This is a genomic window from Agarivorans sp. Toyoura001 (assembly GCF_005405585.1).
Taxonomy (GTDB): domain Bacteria; phylum Pseudomonadota; class Gammaproteobacteria; order Enterobacterales; family Celerinatantimonadaceae; genus Agarivorans.
In genome coordinates this window covers 59,978-80,030 of the sequence record NZ_BJEQ01000016.1, presented here as the reverse complement: position 1 = coordinate 80,030, position 20,053 = coordinate 59,978, and the positions used below count along the sequence as shown (strand labels likewise).

The following is a 20,053-nucleotide window of genomic DNA, read 5'->3' as shown; positions in this document are numbered from 1 at the left end:
ACCTAGTTAAATCAATTGTAATGATAGACCGTAAACAGTTACATGAAAACCAATAGTCTAGTTTTAACTGTACATTTTTTTAAATAGTAAACAACAGCTTACTTTACATACAATCATGCTGTTTTCATTTACCCACATTAATACACTTTGTTACTATTACTCCACTTGTTTTAGCTAGGCAGCAATATGCAACTCAAACCCGTAAATAAAGACATTTATCAAACACGCTCTCGTTACAGCTATATTGGTATTTCAGCCTTGTTGATCCTATTCACCTTAGCATGGTCAACATTTTTCATAGCCCTATTCTCTATAGGTTCAGATAACTTTTACCTCAATTTAATGGGCGTTGTAGCGGCAGTATTGTCGATTGTGCCTGTAGTACTTTTTTGTAAAACAAAGCCATGGTTTGCTGAAGTCATTTATGTCTGGGAGCTGAAACAAGAATTAAACAAAATTAACCGTAAAATGGCTGCGCTATCAACAGCCACAAAACACGGTGATGCGATAGCGTTCAGTATTATTAAATTTAGCTATTTAGGCAGCAGGCAGATATGGGAATTAGATGACAACACCTTAATGCTGAGTGAACTGGCGCTAAGTGAACAAAAGCTAGATGAACTAGCTCAAGCTCAAGGGCTTGTTATTGACACAAGCCAATACCATCAGACTCAACTAGCAAAATATTAGTCGAGAAAGTGTAAGCAGGTGTGCCCATCTACCAATATAGGTGAGACTTTCTGGTCATCGGCAAAAGCCTTTTTTAGGCTCCCTTCAACCACCAGCTTATCGCCTAACTTTGCTTTTTTAGCTATTAGCTCTGCTGGGTAAGCCCATAAGTTACAGTTTACTCGATGCTGGGTGTCACTAAGGTCTGTAGCAAGTTGCAGTTTAATATAGCTTTGGTCGTTGACACTTTTACGTAAAGTAGAAGCATGAGCGATTTCACCAATTAATGTGACTTTATTCCAATAAAGCTGAGTTGGTCGACCTACAAAACTAAGTTGTTCAGCGTCTATAGCGCTAACAATCTCCCCAGCGGAATCTCTCTGATTTCTTAGCCGACCATTAATTACCACGCCATCCCCAGCTTTTGCGTAGCGTTTAAGTCGCTCAGCTTGCTCCCCCCGAACAGTAATTTGAAACACTTCAACCTGTTCTTTCGCTGATGATTTGGTTTTCTTTTTTACTAATACTTCAAACTGAGTGATCGCAGTTCCATCACTAAAATAGCGAAGCGTGACATCTTTAGTCACAAGGTTGCCAAGTATTTCAATATTTGAACGACAAATTACCTGCAAAAATCTTACTCCACACTGCTATATAGGGTTTGTTGAAGCATTCAGATAACGTTACTATCTGTTTTTACCTTCTGTACTAGGCCATTATGAAATACCCTTGTCGATTAGACAAATACCTTTCGAAAGCAAAACTGATTTCTCGTAGCGATGCCAAAAAGCTAATAAAAAGCAATAGACTTAAAGTAAATCAACAACTTGCTAAAAATGCACAGTTAGCCATAAAGCAAGATGACAGCGTATTTCTAGACGACCAACTACTTAGTCTACAAGAGCACTGTTACTTTATGCTAAATAAACCCAGTGGGTATTTAAGTACAGAAGCAGAAGCTAACCACCCTAGCGCATTATCGTTAATTACAGAGTTAAGCAATCCACTACATTCTGCCGGAAGGCTCGATGTTGATACGACCGGATTATTACTGCTAACCAACGACGGCCAATGGTCACACAGAGTGACTAGCCCTCGCGCAAATAAATTTAAGCAATACAGAGTGGATTTAGCGGATGCAATCGGCGAACAAGAACTACAGCAATTACGCGATGGTTTAATGCTACGCGGCGAAGACAAACCAACTAAACCGGCTCTGGTTGAGTACATAAACGCCACCCAAATAGTTTTGCAGATTAGTGAAGGGCGCTATCACCAAGTAAAACGCATGCTGGCCGCAGTGGGTAACAAAGTTGTGGGTTTACACAGAGAAAAGATAGGCGACATAGGCCTAGACGCTTCGCTAAAGCCAGGTGAATATCGCGCTTTAAGGGCCGAAGAAATTAGCTGTTTTTAGCTTCCTCTACATACAACACAACTTGATTTCGACCCTGTGATTTAGCTTGATAAAGGGCACTGTCTGCTTGCTTATACAGTTTTGCAAAACTACTGTCTTTTTGATTTTCACTTAAGCCAAAACTACAGGTAAAACTCGGGTCATTGCGATCATTTTCAAAAGACAATCGTAAACGTTCTGCCAAATTCAATGCTTGAGAAACGTCAGTTTCAGGCAATAACATAATGAACTCTTCTCCCCCCCAGCGAGCCAGCAAGTCTGTCTCGCGTTTCAGTTCATTTACTTTCTCTACCAATCTAATCAAACACAAATCACCCACGTCATGACCATGTTTATCGTTTAATTGTTTAAAGTGATCAACATCCAACATCAAGATGGTAAAGCGCGAACCATTGCGATCGCTGCGACTTTGTTCTAAATATACTGAGTGTTCAAAGTGTCTACGGTTCGACACACCCGTTAACGGGTCAGTATTCGCTAGGCGCTGCAATTTTCGTTCTAAAGACTTTTGCGCACTAATGTCGATACTAGAGCAAACATAATTTTTTATTTCTTGATCGGCATATACCGCAGTAACCGTCATTTGCTGAATAGAAGTTACACCGTTTGAATCATGAATAGATATCTCACCTAACCAACTACCTTGTTTTTTGGCCGATTGTAAAATGGATTCAAAGCTAGGAGAGGAATGACCAAAATCAGTCATCTTTTTACCCACCATGTATTCAGCAGAAAGGCCTATTTTTCCAGCTAGGTAGCGATTCACCTTTACAATAACACCGTCAACATCAGTAATAAGCTGAGAAAACTCCCCTTCAAAAGCAGCCTGCCTCAGAGCATTAAGTTTTCGAACCACTGCTTTTTCACGGCGAATGACCTCGGTGAGGTAAGAGCCAATAAAACAACTAAACAGCGCGGCAATGTATACAACAGCGAAAAACACTAACCAATACTTACTATCTGTTATCAAATCGCGGTAGGAAATGTAGAGGAACGTTAAGTTGGGATCGTCTTCTTCTATTCCCGTTTCTTTGGTGAACATTAGCCCACCACTCACGGAGTAAGGGTCTTTTTTGTTAACAAAATCGCCTCTTAAGAAATAACTTTGTGTCAACTCATAATCGATACGGCCAACCAATTCGATTAACTTATTGTAAGTAGGTTTACTATAGTCTCCCTCAATGATGACACCTTCTTCGGTTAAGATTATCGCTCTCTCTACAAGCTGTGGTCGCCCTACAAAATGAACCGTTTGATTGATTGCTTGCTGGTCGTATTCGTTTACCATCCAACCCACCAATTTTGACCATTTATCAAACACCGGTATATAAAGAAGGTAGAAGTAAGTATTAGAAGACCTATCTAGCAATGCTTTTGAAGAAATCACACCCTCGCCGCGCCATACCAACTCTTTAAAGTAATGAGTAATGAGAGGGTTAACTTCGCTATTCCATTTTAGTTCGTGGCCTTGCTTATTTTGGTCTAAAACTAAATCAACGCGACCGTCTCGATGAATATAATAGAAATTACCTTCTAGATTAACGTCTTTAGCAATACGCTGCCATTCAGTTGCTAAAGACACCAAAGTGAGCTCATTTTCATCGTTAACGTAGTTAAGCAAACCTAAGGTACGAGTGAGTAAAGATAAACGTTGAGATAACAAACTCACCAAATGTTTGTTTGCTGTACTAAAGCCACGAAAAGACAGCTCTACCTCTTCGTCGATTTGATGCTTAACGGTGTGATAGCGATGAGAAACGACAGCAGAGAACAACAAAGTCACCAATAGTGCCCATAATGAGGCGCGTTTTTTCCATGACCAGCTATTTAGAAGAGTTGATTGCTTCAATTGCACACTTTAAGAAAATGTTTTAGTTACAACCTATTATTAAACATTTAAACAGTTTTTGCTGTTTTTTTAACTTCCACCAATGCACATAATTGCACATTAAAACAAATAATGGCTTTTTCAGTTTTCATACTTGAATGCCACAACTGAGCCAACGATACTGGTGAAAAACATAAAGGTAAATTCATGACTGATTTTCGTTTCCATCCACAAAGTCAGGTTGTTCAACAGCAAGACAGCTATTTAATTACTCTATACACCGCTATTAATCACCCTTACTCTCAAATTTTTGTGCGTGTAGAGCCTGATCATGAAGAATGGTTAATTGAGCTAAAAAAGCCTAAACAAGAAGGAAACTGGTTAAAGTGGCAAACCAAAATCCCCGTTAGCCCTCATAGCCCGTTAACCTTGTATTGCTTCAAGTTCTTATGCCAAGACCAGCAAGTGTTTTTGCATGCCGCTGGCGAATCATCTAGGCTTCCTCAAAAACATTTCCATTTTAAGATTAACCACAATGCAAAACCGCCAGCGTGGGTAAAACAGCAAGTATTTTATCAAATATTTCCAGAGCGTTTCGCTAATGGAGACCCAAATCTAACGCCAACAGATGACAGTTATAGCTACCATCGCGATGGCCGTGCGGTGGTTCAAAAGAAATGGGGGGAACCGGTAGCCAAATCTCATTCAGGAACCGGAGCAACAGAGTTTTATGGTGGTGATTTAATAGGTATCGAACAAAAGCTCGATTATTTAGACGAGCTAGGGGTTACCGCCATCTACCTCAACCCCATTTTTTGCTCGCCAAGTAATCACAAGTACGACTGTAGTAACTACTTTAAAGTAGAACCTCATTTTGGCGGGGACGATGCGCTAATTAGCTTATCTGCGAACATGAAGCAACGTGGTATGAAGTTAATGTTAGATGCGGTAGTAAACCACACTTCTAATCAACACCATTGGATGGACTACTACCAGCAAGGAATGGGCGGTGCTTATCACAACAGTGACTCTTTGTTTAAAGATTGGTACCACTTTGACGACAGCGGTAACTATTGGTCTTGGAAAGGTGTAGAGACCCTGCCTAAACTTAACTTTGCCAACCTAGAAGTACAAAAAGCGATTTACTCAAGTGAGCAATCGGTACTTAAACATTGGTTAAAGCCCCCCTTCTCTATCGATGCATGGCGCTTTGATGTGATTCATATGCTGGGTGAACATAACAGTGCACAAAATAATGCCCATTACGTAGCAGAATTTAGAAAGTCGATTAAAGAAACTAACCCTGACGCATACATGATTGGCGAGCACTTTGCCGAAGCAACTCAATGGTTACAGGGTGACCAAGAAGATGCGGCAATGAACTATTACGGTTTTAACCAACCAATTGTTGCCTTTTTAGCCAAAATGGATGTTCCGCGTTATTCGCCAATTAAACTTGATGCAAAAGGATTAGCAGAGTGGTTAGCCGAGTCTCGCGGTTCAATTCCTTTTGCTAATCAACTAGCCCAATATAACCTCTTAGACAGTCACGATACTCCCCGCTTTAGTCACTTAGTTAATGATGGCATAGATCTCAATAAAGTGGCCGCCACGCTATTACTCACCTACGTAGGCGTACCGTCAATTTATTATGGTGATGAGGTGGGTGTAACCGGCGCTAACGATCCAGATTGTCGTCGTTGTTTCCCATGGGATGAATCGCAGTGGCAGCAACCATTGTTAGCTCATTACCAGCAGTTAATCGCGTTGCGCAAACACCGAAAAGAGTTTCAAGAAGGCGATATCATTAGTTTGCTTGAAAGTGATGATGTGTGGGCATTTATACGTTGGTTACCAAAACACCATTCTATTGTGGTAATCAATCGCGGAGATGCTGCCAATATCACCTTAAACCTAAGCAATATGCAGCAATTGGCGCGTTATAGATTGATGGGAAGTATTGAAGAACTGCAGCCCAACCAACAACAACTTTCATTGTCGTTGGAAGCGCAATCGTCGTTGATATTAAGCAGTATCTAAACTGGCTCATGTTGCTGGCTATCAGCCAGCAACTTATTGTCTAAAGATTTGCTGGTATTAACCTGCAGATCTTTTAACTGCTGGGCTTGTCTAACTAAATTCCCTTTGCCAGTACTCAGTTTGTTCATCGCGCTATTGTAGCTATCAGTTGACCGCTGCAACTGTTGACCGTGATTCTGCAAATCTTCAGTAAATGCCACAAACTTATCAAACAACTTACCAGCGCGTTGCGCGATAACTTGAGCGTTTTGCTGCTGATGTTCGCTTCTCCACAAATTTTGAATCGTTCGCAATGCCACCATTAAACTACTTGGGCTAACCAGCAAAATATTCGCTTCTACACCAAACTGAACTAAAGATGGATCTTGCTCCAGCGCACTCAAGTATGCACCTTCAATCGGCACAAATAACAATACATAATCTAAAGACTGTAGCTGATAAAGAGTATGGTAATCTTTCTTGCCTAAGCCAATGATTTGATTACGTAAACTTTTTGCGTGCTCTTTTAGGGCTGTTTTCTTAACTTCTGTATCTTCACTGTTGAAGTAACGCTCGTAAGCCACCAAGTTCACTTTGGAATCAACAATTACTGCCTTATCACCTGGCAGTTTAACCACTACATCTGGCTTAATTGTTTGTCCATGCTGATTCACACCCACTACTTGAGTTTGATACTCATGTCCTTCTCTCAATCCAGAAGATTGAAGGATTTGCTCGAGGATTAGCTCGCCCCAATCCCCCTGTTGCTTGTTGTCACCTTTTAGCGCTTTAGTTAAACGCAACGCGTCATCACTCATCTGTTGGTTAAGCTGTTGCAAGGTCACTATTTGGTCTTTTAGAGAGTGTCTCTGTTTAGCTTCGTTCTCATAACTCTGTTGAACTTGCTGTTTAAATCCATCTAACTGCTGCTTTAAAGGCTGCAACACAGTTTCGATGCTTTGTTTACTTTGTTGCTGTAGTTCCAAACCTTTTTCAGAAAAAATTCGGTTTGCCAATAATTCAAACTGGGCCTTTACCCGTTCTTCACTTTTTTCTAGGTAAGTAATGCGCTCTTGCAAGGTAAGGTCTTTTTGTTGAAGCAACGCGCACCGTTGTTGCTCACGTTGTAACAATTGCTGGCTAGTTTCAAATTGCTCTTTTATTTCACGTAAGTATTCAACCTCATTCCGTAAACCAGCATTGCAGATCAGCTGCTCTTGCAAACTTTTTTTAGTATTGTCGAGGTTTAGTTTTAGCTCTGCTTGCTCTTGCTGTATCTGGTCAATCTGCATATCAAGCGCGGCCTTCTGCTTGTTTGCTTGACTGCCCTTTATGCTATTTAACAGCAACAGTAATAAAATAAGAATAGCGAGAGATAAGGTAATTAAAGCGCTAACTTGGTTAAATTGAGAAGAAATAAGCTCTAAGTTCACAGTAATTCCATTGCGGTTAGGGTGTTTTGCTCGTTATCATGCATCATACCGTAAACGGCCCGTTAAGCTCGTGGCTGTTTCGCATGTTTTAGCTTAAATTTAGGAAAATCATTAAGATGAGTATCTTTTCAGCTTTAAAGAAAATGTTTCAAGCCGCGCCTGTTCAGGCAAAAAGCTATCCAGAAGAGTTATACAATGAGTTTACTATTACCCCTAGCCCTCAGTCGTCAAATGGCCAGTACCGAGTAGCAGCGGTAATTAGTAAAACATTAAATGGTGAGTTAAAAGAACATACTTTTATTCGTTCAGACACTTGTGCTAGCTCAGACGATGCGGCCGAGCTAGCAATGCATAAGTGCAAAACCTTTATTGATCAAATGGGCGATCAAATCTTCGACTAAACTTACACGTTTTCAAACAGTCGAGTAAGCACCTGTTTCACTGCGTCAATATCAAAGGGTTTATCCACTAAAGCAGAAACACCGCTTTGGCGAACCCCATCTAACTTGGCGCAGTTATTTTCCGATGTCACCATCAAGGCTGGAATATCACAAAATTTAGGGTGTTGCCTTAAGGCTTCGATTAACGCTGCACCATCCATAACTGGCATGTTGTAGTCAGTAATCACCAAATCAACTTCATTCTGCTCCAAAATAGCTAGCGCTTCTTGGCCATGTTCAGCCACTAATAAATTAACCAATCCAATATTCTCAAGCACCTTAGAGATGTGTCGACGCGCAGTTTGGCTGTCGTCAACGACCAAAATGGTTTTATCGGAAATGTCGAGATTATTAATCACTTGGCTGTCTGGCTCAATGTAGCTAATCGTAGCCTGTAAGGCCGCTAACAAATGAGTAAACTCAAAAGGCTTTGGCAGCATGGCAATAACACCAGCTTGCTTTATCGCATCTAGAGTATGGTGACAAGCCTCACTAGAAATAAGCATAAATGCAATATCTCGGCTTAAGTCGTTGGCACGAAGTTGCTGCACTAAATCCGTAGCGGTACCATCGCTAAAGTACATCGAACTTACCACCAAATCTGGTGCCGTTTTAATCGCGAGTTCCAGCGCTTGTTGGCAGTTCTCTGCCATTAAGAAGTTATCAATGCCTGCTTCGTGTAAGCGAGTGCGAATGATATTACGCTGCATGTTTGAAGGCTCTACCAATAAGATCGTAAGATCTGCTAACGACAATGATTCCATAACACCCTGTTTGAACTTTCAAATGATGGTGTAGTTTACTCCTTTAAAGCCCGCTTTTTTATCGCTAATTTGCTAATCTAGAACTCTTACTTGAAAAACATGCATTTAGTCACCAAATTAAGGCTAAACAATTAACGGAAAACACTATGCAGCCTACACCGTCTGTTATCGATATTAGTTTTGAGAATGCCCAACAGGTACTTATTGAAGGTTCACTAAACCAACCTGTGGTCGTCCACTTTTGGTCTCCTTCTAGTCCGCAATGTGAACCGCTATTTGGCTTATTGCAGCAAATCCACCAACAAACCGGTGGTAGTTTTGTTCTTGCTAGGGTGAATATGGATGAGCTTGCGCCTTTAGCGCAGCAACTTGGCGTGACTCAAGCGCCAGCCGTCGTCATTCTTAAAGAAGGTCGCCCAGTTGACGGATTTGCCGACATCCCGTCTCCTGAAGACGCGATGCAAACTATTGTGCGCCATTTACCGCCACCAGAAGAGCAACTTTTTGCTAAAGCAAAAGCCTTGCTGGAAGCTGACCAACAAAGTGAAGCCTTAAGTGTCATTAAAGAAGCACACCTACTAGCACCGCAACGCAACGATATTATTTTGGTGCTGATTCAGGCCTTGTTAAATAACCAACAAGCCGCCGAAGCAGAAACCTTGCTAAATGCCTTGCCACTTGAAGAACAACAAGCTGATTACCATGAGCTGAAAAGCCAATTGGAGTTATTACAAGCTGCAGCCGAAAGCCCGGAGATTAAGGCTTTGGAAGAAAAGCTTAATGGCAGTGAAGATAGCCCAGAGCTGCGAGTAAGTTTAGCCATCCAATACTCTCAAGCAGGCCGTAATCAAGAAGCATTGGAGTTGCTGTATGCGATTTTACAAAGCAACCTAGAGGCAGCAGACGGCCAAGTTAAGAAAAACTTCTTAGATATACTGGCGACCTTAAACGGTGACCCACTGTCTTCGCAATTTAGACGTAAGTACTTTAGCTTACTGTATTAAGCGAACATCAAAGCGCGCCAAACTAAAAAAGCCAATATCACTGATATTGGCTTTTTTTGGATACTCAAAACAGTTTAAACAGCTTGAGCTTGTAACTTGGTTTCCGCTTGATCATTTTGTTGTTTTATCAATTGCAGTTTATTCTCGTCTAAACGATAAAAGTGCATAACAAAAACTAACGAGATAAAGAACACGCCAGGGATAAAGGTATACAATAAGTTGATCCACGTAATTGCTTGGTTAGATTGTAATTCCGCTCCGCCAACGTAACCGGCTCCAGCTAGTATCCAACCTACCATTGCGCCACCTACTGCAATACCGGCTTTAATCGCAAACAAGTTAGTTGAAAATACCATTCCACTTAGCGAGCGACCGCTGCGCGATTTCTCGTAATCAACAACGTCACTCATCATGCTCCATAGCAACGGTGTGGTACTCATTTGAACCACACTTAGCACTATCATCACCACAAAGATCAACATGATGTTAGTGGGTTCAATAAAGAACATCGACGCCGATAAAATACCAGAGATGCCAATCAGCACTTTATAGGTTTTTATTTTGTCAAAACGCCCTAATACTGGTGCAGAAGCCAGCGCACCAACAATATTAGCGAGCATACCCGCCACCATCATCATTGTCGCCAGATCAGGGCGCCCCATAACACTATTTACGTAATACATCGTTGAAGCTGCTTTTAGCACAATGCCAGTTAGCAGAACTATATTTAGAATAAACAATACTCGCCATTGGGTGTTTTTCCACAGTAGTGTTACATCACTAAACGTTGAACCTTTCTTCGCTTCACTAGGCTCTGTTGTATGGTGTTCTTTTGTATTGGCAAAGCAATAGAAAAATAACAACATTGCGCCAATGCCCATTATGATCATGGCGCCTAAATAGCCTTTCTGCTCATCTCCTTGCCCAATGTAGTCAACCAAAGGTAAAGCCACTAATGCCACAACTAAACCGCCCGCAGTGCTTAATCCAAAACGATAAGACTGCAATGAAACTCGCTGCTTAGGGTCGTTAGTCATAGCGTTAGCCATTGCGCAATAAGGCACGTTAATCGCGGTGTACATTAAGGTAAGCAGAATATACGAGCAGTATGCGTAAATAATTTTGCCGGTAGAGCCTAAATCAGGCGTGTAGAAAGTGATCATACACGCCACGCCAAACGGCACCGCCATCCAAAGAATATAAGGGCGAAACTGTCCGTGCTTGGTTCGAGTGCGGTCAACCAACGAGCCCATTAAGGGGTCAGTGACAGCGTCGATAAACCGAACCAATAAAAACATAGTTCCCATATGGATAGGTGATAAACCATAAACATCGGTGTAGTAATAAGCCAAAAATAGCATGACAGTTTGCCATACAAAGTTACATCCCGTGTCGCCCAAGCCGTAGGCAATTTTTTCCTTAACCGTTAGGTTAATTGTGCTCATAAAATCTCCGCAATAAAACATGTTGTGTCGAGAGGTATTCTCTTTTACGAACAATTAGCAGACTATTATGTTAAGGGTTGCGGATATTACGATATATATCTAGTGTGAGGTACAGCAAGCTATAAAAAAGTTTTTGTTATTTAATAAACTGAAACACAAGTTCAAATTAGCGACTTTGGTTAAAGCGAGCAGCTTGTTAGATGAATAAGAGGTTTCAAGAAGTTACTTTATTGTGACGGCTTAGACGACTTAATGACCGCTAACAGCGCTTGTTGTTGGGTTTGTAAGTCTTCAATGGTTTCTTTAGCATTGTTGGCGAGTGTTTCGTAATCACCGGTATCGTTGATAGAACAACGTAATTTTTGACCAATTTCAGACAACGACTGGTTAATTTGGATTAATGCAGTTTCTGCTGGTGGCTGTTTAGAGATATTACTATTAGCAGCAGGTGCTTGATTAGCCATAACACCACTAAAGTAAGAAACGATAAATGGTACACAGTAAGTAAATAGCAACGCTCCCCAGTTAGCCGCAGCGCCATTAATAACATCCCACTGGTTTATTAGGTTTAATAAAGACCCGACTATTAACGCTACCAACAGCGCCCGTTTAGCAATTTTTTTGTTCATGTGCTCTTCATCCCTCACCCGATATAACCGAGACCACGCTAATGCTAACACTTAATCTAAATAGAACTCGTAATAAACATCTAACGCACTATGCAAGCCAGAAAATGCCTCAATAAACAGTTTAGGTAAAATCTCATATTTCACGGTTAATTCATTAACCGGATCAAATACCCCCATGCCATAACGAACTTGTACGCCAGGTAATACATAGGCACTCACCTCAACTTGAGTCGTGCTGCCAGAACCCGCGGTACTTAAGGCCAAATCGTTTAAACCTAGGGTACTTCCCACGTTACCGACTAACCCTTCTGCCCTGCCTATTCCCGCGCTAAGTAACATAGAAGAAAGTGCATTATCATCCTGTTCGCTGTCGCTTAAGGCCCGGCCGCGCAATAAGTAAGACAACATTTCGTTTTGCGACATAGATGGGTCTGAAAACAACGTTACTTGAGGGGCATCAGCTAAACCTACAACTTTAACGCCCACAGTTACACTGTCTGAAATAGTATCTGGGTTTCTTACCGCTTCAAAATCTAAATAGGGTTGCTCTAAAGGTCCGGTAAACATTAACCAACCTTTTTCTATCAATAAGTTTTGTCCGTAGGCTTTAAAGCTACCATCAACCAATTCAATCCGACCATTGGCGCGCAACGGCTCTAAAGGTTGTTGTTTTAAGTTTAAATGGCCTTTAAGGTTAGTATTAAGGCCTAAGGCTTCTAAGGTGATGGTTTCCGATAATGTGACATTTAGGTCAATCTTGGTTTTCTGTAAGGCAACCGTTTCCGATTGCTCTTCAATCACAATGGCGTCAGATGATTCTGATACGGCTGACTCGGGTAGCGACTTCACTACGATAGCTCCGTCTTCTACCGCAATGGTGCCACTTACATCAATCAGATTATCAGCAAACTTAATACTCACATCTGGAGAAACGGATAAACTGGCATAAGGGTCTACGTTAATGGGGAGTTGACTAGCATCTATATCTAGTTGACCAAACAACTGATTATTAGGCCAACTAAACTCACCAGTCCACTGAGCAGTTTTCCCATCGCTATTAAAGCCACCGTTTAAACGTGCTAATTGGTTATCGAAACTCAACTCGGTGTGCAATTGCTCTATCGTAAGGGGCACATCTGGACCCGATAGCAAACCATTTTCCAATTTAACTTCGCCGAGCAATACCGGTGTCTTTAGCTTACCCGATACCTTTACCAAACCATTTATGTCACCATCCAGCTCATCTAACACATTAACAAAAGGCAGTAACGGCGATAAGGTAAGATTATTTAACTGTAACTCACCATCTATACTTCCTTCTTTATCAATTGAAGCGGCTCCAGAAGTGCGTAATTCACCCAGTTGCTTTGAGCTAAACAAAGCCTGCCAATGTAGTTTTTCATTTTTAATATCTGCGTTTAAATCAAGGGATTCGTAAGCCAAGGTTATCTCGCCGCTCTCGGCATCTTGGGTAAGTGAACCAGGGCTTAATTTAAGCGCTAAACGGGCTTTTTCAGGGGACCACTGATTTAGTTTTGCAAAAATCTCTGCCGATGCTTGCCCATCTAGATGAAGGTCCTCTGGAATGAGCTTGTTTAACACAGTAAAATCGAATTGTTTAACGGTAAGAGCTACCTCGCTGTTTCCGTCACTCACAAATGGAGATAACAAACAGAATTCGCTCTGCTCTCTAGACCAACAGTGTGTTCCGATAGTGGCTACCGCTTGCTCATAATCTATATCGACGGGGTTAGACAGCGACCAATTGCCTAGTTCGGCGTTAAGGTCAGCTTTGGCTAACTGCCCTTGCCAGCTTTCTAAACCGCCACTACCCGCAAGTTTAACATGGGCACTTCGTTGAGCTTGTTCAACGTTAATTGCTAACTGTTGTTTTGTATCTTTGCTGAAATAGTTCAAATCAGCTGTTTGAATAGTTTCTCCGGCCACCAATAATTGCGCTACCGCTAAATCAATTTGACCAGTAAAAGCCTCGTCCAAGGATAGATTTCCCTGGGTATTGAGCTTAACTAAAGTGAAATCATGGTTAGTTAACTCGTCACCCGCAATACGCCAAGTGAATACTGGATTGTCAACTACGCCAGTTACGCCTATGTCCGCATCCAACAAACCGCTGTCTAGCCAAGGGAGCTCTGCCAAGTTCTTAGCGTCAACATTAACAGTTACTTCTACATTTTCAGCATTCGTGTTTGCGTCTGCCTTAACTTGAGTATTAGCCAGATTGAGGTTTAACTTCGCTTGGTGAGCCTGCTTATCTAAATCCCCCTTGCCCACTAGCTCGATGTTAAGCGGCAAGTTTAACCACTCTCCGCTTAAATTAGCTTGCTGTAATTCCCAGAGGTTAGCCACTAGTTTGGCTTTAATGTCACCGTCTAAATCCGGCAACGCCATTTCCTCACCTAAGTCTGCCCAATGACTGAGTTGTAAGTTATCTAAACTGATAGTGATCTCAGCGTTCAACTCAGGTTGCCATGCCGCAGAACCGGAAATATTAAATCCACCAATCGCTTGTTGGTCGCGAACTGCTGTTTGCTCGACAACTAAAGCGGTAGCTTCAATTTCATTTACTTTGCTAGCCTTTTCTTCACCATTCTTTTGACTACTGTCCAATAGGGTCTTGGGTTTTAGCAGTTCACCCTGAATGGCCAGTTGCTCAATTTGCGATAAATCGCCATTAAGTTGTGCGTTTAACCATAGATCTTGCAAGCCAGATAAATCACTTTGCAGCTGCATTTGGTAACTAGACAAATCTCCATCGGCATGCAAGTTAAGCGCATTAACCGAAAGCTGTTCAGGTAAAACATTAAAAGCTTGCTTTAGCTCTGTGGTTATTTCGAAGGGAATGTTGGTTTTCTGCCAAGCTATATTTAACGCGATTTCTGAAGCGATGAATCCGTCGCTCGACAGCTCGGCATCTAGCTGCTTGCCATCACCTATCAGTTGGAAGTCTAAACCTAAGGGCTGCTCGTCAACTTTCATATCCCAACGACCAGCTAAATCAGACGCGTAAAGCTTTTGGAAACCTTGGCTCCCCTTTAGTGCTAACTCTCCCCAAGGAGTTATTGCATTTAGCTTTTCTAATTCCAGATAAGAAAAATCTAACTTACCTATTAGCTCTAATGAAGGAAACGCCAAGGCAGCCTCACTTAGTGCTAATTCCCCTTGAGTAAGTACTAAGTCATTTACCATCACTTGATAAGGCATAGTCACATCTGGCACCTCGAGAAGCAGAGGAACCAGTGACTCAGATTCAGATGTCTCGTTAGACGCTTGAGCAGAGCTATCTTGATAAAATAGCGCTAGTTTCCATTTATCCAAATACAACTGGTCAACACTAATAGTACTTTGCTGCCAGTTAGCTTGAACTTGTAGGCTTTGCCATGAAATATCAATACCATCAATGGTAACTACTGCGTTATCTACTGCTAAGCGGTTTAACACAAAGGGGAAAGGAGGTGTCCATGGGCCGGTACTGGGTTCTGCTGGTGGTTCAGGGTCATCAATGTTAGAGGCTGCGGCCATGGCCGCGGTATCAACGGCAACCAATAACTTTGTGCTTAACAACCTTTCTACACAAAGCCGAGTTTTACTCATACATACCCAATCTAAGGCTAGATCAAGATCGGCTAGCTCTACACGCAACCCGGCTTGTTGCCAAATAACCTGTTTTGCTGAAATGCCTTTATATAAGTTTCCGTCTGGCTGGGTAATGGTCAGTCCATCAACCAAGTTACTCACTTTGCCTAAAATCCACTGAGTACTAGGGGTCAACGATAAACCGAGAATGAGGCAAAATATCAGCGCGCTAATTGATACCAGCAAGTACTTTAAAGCTTTAAAAATCATAAATCAGGCCCTAACGAGAAGTGGACACGCCATGGATCCGATTCATTTTGTAAGCCTTTAGCCACATCTATTCGCAGCGGACCAATTAACGTAAGCCATCGAATACCCATTCCCACGCCAACGGACACCGGTTCTGAGAAATCATTGGTTGCAGTGCCCGCATCGACAAAGGTTGCCCACCGCCATTTTTCAGCAAACTGATAATTGTATTCTATGCTTCCTACAGTGAGGTATTTACCACCAATCAATTGGCCTTCATCATTTTTTGGGCTAATTGTTTTGTAATCATACCCGCGTATACTTTGGTCACCACCGGCAAAGAAACGCATAGACGCAGGAACGTCAGTAATGTCTTCTGCTAATATTCCTCCTACGTCTGCACGCAGTAAAAGTCGATGATTTTGGTAAGAGCGGAGCCATTTTCCAATAGTGGCTAAGCGCAACATTTCAACATCAGAGCCCCAATATGGGTGCCCGACTTCAACACTGGCTTGCAGGTTATCCCCCCAATATGGATCTAATCCACCGCGCGTGCGTAAGCGAGCAAAGTTAAAACCAGGCAGCACCAAATCGGTAACATCAAACTGATCTGCTTGACGATATTCCTCGTGTTGCCATTTGAGGAAAATAGAAGGCTTCCAATCGTTATCCCAGCGCCACTGCCTAGTGGTAGACACTACGGTCTTTTCACTTTCAGTATCGTTAGTTTTTTCGCGAATGTAGCCGGTTTGAATATCAAGGTAATCATCAACCGGATTATTCATGGGAATACGGTATACAAACAACGCACTTTGTTTTGGCTCAGCGGCTTCAATCTCAAAGGCAATGCTATGGCCTTTATCGTTTACCCAAGGTCGAGTCCACTTTAACCGCACCCGCGGGCCAATATCAGTAGTGATACCCCCACCCACTTCAAAGGTGTCTCGAGGTTTTAACGCCAATCCCACTAATAAATCTATCTTGTCGTCGTGGCGATTTTCTAAATCTGGCCTTACTGATATAACTTGGAAGTAGTCAGTCTCACCTAGGCGTTGATTAAACTCACCGACTTTTTTGGAATCATAACGATCTTGCTTATTAAACTCGGCAAGATTAGCAAAAATTGTTTTAGGTAAATCGGGGTTGGTAAATATGATGTCACCGAAACGATAACGATGACCAGAATCATAACTTAAATGAATACTGGCTGTGTTTTCTTTAATACTGATTTTTACTTCGGATTGGTGGTACTCAGCGTCAAAATATCCATATCGCGCGGCCAGTCGATTAAACTCTGACTTTAAGCCATCATAAGCAGCGTGTGAGAACACTTGCCCATCAGCTAGCCCACTCTTTGTTACAGCGCTAGTGAATCGACTGTCTTTGTTGGCTTCGCCTTCAAATGTAAAGTCGAATTTGCTTATCACTAAGCGTTCGCCTAGTTCCACCTCAACTAAGTAAACATCTTTTTCTTTCTCGCTAACATCTATTTTGCTTTGGTAATAACCCAACGCGCGCAAGGCACGTTTAGTTTGCTCGGCACTGGCAGATGAGATGCGACGTACGCTACTGTTATCTGGAAAAGTTTGTGCTTCCAAATACACTTTTACGTTATCTTTGGTTTCGCCTGATAATCCTTGGTAATCAAAATCAATCGCTGTTACCGAAGTGGTAAACAAAACTAGCAATATCGGCCACAAGCGAAAAAACAATTGCACTCTTCCTCGAATAAACATCCATGAATGCTTAAGTTTAAAGATTTTTTTACAGTTTAAAACTACTTATCTAGGTAAGCTCTAATAATCGAGCTAAAAAAGTATAAAGGTGTTTCTGAATGGATAAAAAATGGCCAAAAACGGTATTAGGTTTAGCGGGATATAGCGGAAGTGGCAAAACCACCTTACTAAGCGCCCTCATTCCTCTTCTTAAACAACGAGGGCTTAAGGTATCGGTGATCAAGCACAGCCACCACCAATTAGAATTAGATAAACCGGGTAAAGATAGCCACCAGTTTGTTACTGCTGGCGCGAGCGAAGTGATTTTGGCTTGCCCTCACAAGCGCTACCACTTTAGCAAACAGCAACAACACGACGAGATACAAGAGCAACTACATTGGGTTAACTGGCAGGCTTGTGATCTTGTACTAGTAGAAGGTTATCGTCATAGCCAAATACCCAAAATTGAAGTACATAGATCTGCGCTAAACAAACCTTTGCTGTCTTTAAACGACTCTCAAATTATTGCCATTGCTAGTACCGATGAACTAAGTAGCCATCTGCCTAAATTTGATTTAAATGATCCCAAGGCAGTGTGTGATTTTATTGTGACCTATACTAACAGTGAAAAAATAGTGAAATAGAATCATTCACTTAAAGGTCTATAAACTGACACTACCGTTCAGAGAATTAAATATGAAACCAAATAAACTGATTGTTGTTGCGGTGCTTGCCGTTGTTGTCTGCCTGATATGGTGGTTTGATTTAGGACAATGGCTTAATTTCGACACAATTAAGCAAAGCCAAGCAAGCTTGCGGGCTAACGTAGAACAACATTTCCTTATTTCGATTATCGGTTACTTTTTCCTATATGTATTTGTAACTGCCTTCTCCATCCCCGGAGCTGCTCTATTAACACTGTTAGCCGGCGCTTTATTTGGCGTTGTAAATGGTGTGATTATGGTGTCTTTCGCCAGTACCATTGGTGCTAGCTTAGCGTTTATTGTGGCGCGTTATTTAGTTAGAGACAGTTTAGAGCAACGCTATGCTGAAAAACTAAAAAGCATTAACAGCGGTATAGAAAAAGAAGGCGCGTTTTATCTATTAAGCTTACGTTTAATCCCAATTTTTCCGTTCTTTCTTATTAACTTAGTAATGGCATTAACTAAGCTTCCATTAAAAACTTTTTACTGGGTAAGCCAATTAGGTATGTTTCCGGCCACTGTTGTTTATGTAAATGCCGGCACCGAATTAGCGAAGCTAGACAGTTTATCTGGAATCTTATCTCCTTCATTATTGCTTGCCTTTACCCTACTAGGCATTCTGCCTTATATCAGCAAAGCCATCCTAAATGGCATTAAGCAGCGTAAAGTGTATGCGCCTTTTAACAAACCCAAAACCTTTGACAATAACCTATTGGTAATTGGCGCTGGCGCTGGCGGGCTGGTGAGTTCATACATTGCTGCCGCGGTTAAAGCTAAAGTCACCTTAGTAGAAAAACACTTAATGGGAGGTGACTGTCTAAACACAGGATGTGTCCCTTCTAAAGCCTTAATCCGCAGCGCAAAGTTTGCATATGAAGCGAAAAATGCTGAAAACTTTGGCTACGAGAAAGTGGACGCTCAAGCAAACTTTACAAAAGTAATGGAGCGAGTACATCAAGTAATTAAGCAAGTAGAACCACATGACTCTGTAGAGCGTTACACAAAGCTGGGCGTTAACTGTGTACAGGGAACAGCCCATATTCGTAGCCCATGGGAAGTTGAAATAGATGGTAAAACAGTAACCACGCAAAATATTGTTATTGCTACCGGTGCTCGCCCTCTCGTGCCCCCTATTCCCGGCTTACAAGATGTTGACTTCTTAACCTCTGATACCTTATGGCAACTAAGTGAACTGCCTAAAAAACTATTGGTGTTAGGCGGCGGTCCAATTGGTTGTGAACTAACCCAAAGTTTTGCACGATTGGGGGCTCAAGTAACCCAAATAGAAATGGCTGACCACTTATTGATCCGCGAAGATCTTGAAGTGAGTAAGCTGCTTGAAGAACAGTTTACTAAAGAAGGTATTGAACTGATGTTGGGCTGGAAAGCCATTAGCTTCCACAATAACAACCAAGTACAAAGCGTTAAGCTGACTAAAGGTGAAGAACAACAAGAAATAGAGTTTGATAAGGTCATTCTCGCGCTAGGTCGCGTAGCAAATACCAAAGGATTCGGTCTAGAAGAGCTCGGCGTTGAAAACTCTGAGCGCGGCACGGTAGCGGTTAATGCTCACCTGCAAACAAACTTTCCTAACATATACGCTGTAGGCGATGTGGCAGGCCCTTACCAATTTACGCACTTTGCGGCACACCAAGCGTGGTACGCTGCAGTTAATGCGCTATTTGGACGTTTTAAGAAGTTTAAGGCTGACTACTCGGTAATACCTGCGGCAACTTACACCTACCCTGAAGTTGCTCGCGTAGGGATCAATGAACAAGACGCGAAACTACAAGGAACTGCTTACGAGGTAACAGAGTTTCAGCTAGAAGAGTTAGACAGAGCAATTGCAGAGGGTGCAACTAATGGCTTTATTAAAGTACTCACCGTACCAGGTAAAGACAAAATATTGGGTGCGACAATTGTAGCTGAACACGCCGGCGAATTATTAGCAGAGTTTACCTTGGCAATGAAACACGGTTTAGGCTTAAACAAAATATTGGGTACGATTCACGCTTACCCGACGATGATGGAAGCCAATAAATATGTAGCCGGTGAATGGAAGCGCAATCACGCTCCAGAAAAGGTGTTATCGTATTTAGAGAAGTTTCATAAATGGACAAGAAAGGCCTAAACTTTAGGCCTT

General features: G+C 41.9%; 15 protein-coding genes. 7 read left to right on the top strand and 8 right to left on the bottom strand.

Annotated features, from left to right (window positions below; all coding sequences use genetic code 11):
* The first annotated feature begins 186 nt into the window (after positions 1-186).
* Positions 187-690, top strand: a complete 504-nt coding sequence (locus tag FFR00_RS16755; RefSeq protein ID WP_137674568.1) for a DUF3087 family protein — start codon at positions 187-189, stop codon at positions 688-690.
* Here FFR00_RS16755 and FFR00_RS16750 read toward each other — a convergent pair.
* Positions 687-1,301 (bottom strand): single-stranded DNA-binding protein, encoded by a 615-nt coding sequence (locus FFR00_RS16750; RefSeq protein ID WP_137674567.1) that lies wholly within the window; start codon positions 1,299-1,301, stop codon positions 687-689. The genes FFR00_RS16755 and FFR00_RS16750 overlap by 4 nt on opposite strands.
* Before the next feature lie 86 nt (positions 1,302-1,387).
* Between FFR00_RS16750 and FFR00_RS16745 the strand changes: the two genes are divergently transcribed.
* A complete protein-coding gene (locus FFR00_RS16745) occupies positions 1,388-2,086 on the top strand; it encodes a pseudouridine synthase (RefSeq protein ID WP_137674566.1) in 699 nt (232 codons plus the stop codon).
* Here FFR00_RS16745 and FFR00_RS16740 read toward each other — a convergent pair.
* On the bottom strand, positions 2,073-3,935 hold the full coding sequence (locus FFR00_RS16740; protein WP_137674565.1) for a sensor domain-containing diguanylate cyclase: 1,863 nt from the start codon (positions 3,933-3,935) through the stop codon (positions 2,073-2,075). The genes FFR00_RS16745 and FFR00_RS16740 overlap by 14 nt on opposite strands.
* Before the next feature lie 186 nt (positions 3,936-4,121).
* On the opposite strand from FFR00_RS16740, the gene malZ reads away from it, so the two are divergent.
* A complete protein-coding gene (gene malZ / locus FFR00_RS16735) occupies positions 4,122-5,954 on the top strand; it encodes a maltodextrin glucosidase (RefSeq protein WP_137674564.1) in 1,833 nt (610 codons plus the stop codon).
* Here malZ and rmuC read toward each other — a convergent pair.
* Positions 5,951-7,366 carry a DNA recombination protein RmuC gene (gene rmuC, locus FFR00_RS16730; RefSeq protein WP_137674563.1) on the bottom strand — a complete coding sequence of 472 codons (1,416 nt, stop codon included), beginning with the start codon at positions 7,364-7,366 and terminating at the stop codon, positions 5,951-5,953. The two genes, malZ and rmuC, sit on opposite strands and share 4 nt — an antisense overlap.
* Positions 7,367-7,482: 116 nt before the next feature.
* Between rmuC and FFR00_RS16725 the strand changes: the two genes are divergently transcribed.
* Positions 7,483-7,767: an HlyU family transcriptional regulator gene (locus FFR00_RS16725; RefSeq protein WP_137674562.1), complete on the top strand. Its 285-nt coding sequence runs from the start codon at positions 7,483-7,485 to the stop codon at positions 7,765-7,767.
* A gap of 2 nt (positions 7,768-7,769) precedes the next feature.
* On the opposite strand, the gene FFR00_RS16720 is transcribed toward FFR00_RS16725, so the two are convergent.
* Positions 7,770-8,570, bottom strand: a complete 801-nt coding sequence (locus tag FFR00_RS16720; protein WP_137674561.1) for a response regulator — start codon at positions 8,568-8,570, stop codon at positions 7,770-7,772.
* Positions 8,571-8,716: 146 nt separating this feature from the next.
* On the opposite strand from FFR00_RS16720, the gene FFR00_RS16715 reads away from it, so the two are divergent.
* Positions 8,717-9,574 carry a tetratricopeptide repeat protein gene (locus FFR00_RS16715; protein ID WP_137674560.1) on the top strand — a complete coding sequence of 286 codons (858 nt, stop codon included), beginning with the start codon at positions 8,717-8,719 and terminating at the stop codon, positions 9,572-9,574.
* 74 nt (positions 9,575-9,648) lie between these two features.
* On the opposite strand, the gene FFR00_RS16710 is transcribed toward FFR00_RS16715, so the two are convergent.
* The 4 genes from FFR00_RS16710 to FFR00_RS16695 form a co-directional block, all read right to left on the bottom strand.
* The gene (locus FFR00_RS16710) at positions 9,649-11,019 is read right to left on the bottom strand and encodes a glycoside-pentoside-hexuronide (GPH):cation symporter (protein ID WP_137674559.1); all 1,371 of its coding nucleotides are present in this window, start codon (positions 11,017-11,019) and stop codon (positions 9,649-9,651) included.
* A gap of 227 nt (positions 11,020-11,246) precedes the next feature.
* Positions 11,247-11,648, bottom strand: coding sequence for a nitrate/nitrite transporter NrtS (gene nrtS, locus FFR00_RS21780; protein ID WP_137674558.1), 402 nt, complete (start codon positions 11,646-11,648; stop codon positions 11,247-11,249).
* Positions 11,649-11,699: 51 nt separating this feature from the next.
* Positions 11,700-15,512 carry a translocation/assembly module TamB domain-containing protein gene (locus tag FFR00_RS16700; RefSeq protein ID WP_137674557.1) on the bottom strand — a complete coding sequence of 1,271 codons (3,813 nt, stop codon included), beginning with the start codon at positions 15,510-15,512 and terminating at the stop codon, positions 11,700-11,702.
* Positions 15,509-17,227 carry an autotransporter assembly complex family protein gene (locus tag FFR00_RS16695; RefSeq protein ID WP_137674556.1) on the bottom strand — a complete coding sequence of 573 codons (1,719 nt, stop codon included), beginning with the start codon at positions 17,225-17,227 and terminating at the stop codon, positions 15,509-15,511. The genes FFR00_RS16700 and FFR00_RS16695 overlap by 4 nt, the downstream gene beginning before the upstream one ends.
* Positions 17,228-17,325: 98 nt before the next feature.
* Between FFR00_RS16695 and mobB the strand changes: the two genes are divergently transcribed.
* The gene (gene mobB / locus FFR00_RS16690) at positions 17,326-17,850 is read left to right on the top strand and encodes a molybdopterin-guanine dinucleotide biosynthesis protein B (RefSeq protein WP_137674555.1); all 525 of its coding nucleotides are present in this window, start codon (positions 17,326-17,328) and stop codon (positions 17,848-17,850) included.
* Between the two features lie 52 nt (positions 17,851-17,902).
* Positions 17,903-20,041, top strand: coding sequence for an FAD-dependent oxidoreductase (locus FFR00_RS16685; RefSeq protein ID WP_137674554.1), 2,139 nt, complete (start codon positions 17,903-17,905; stop codon positions 20,039-20,041).
* The last annotated feature ends 12 nt before the right edge of the window (positions 20,042-20,053 follow it).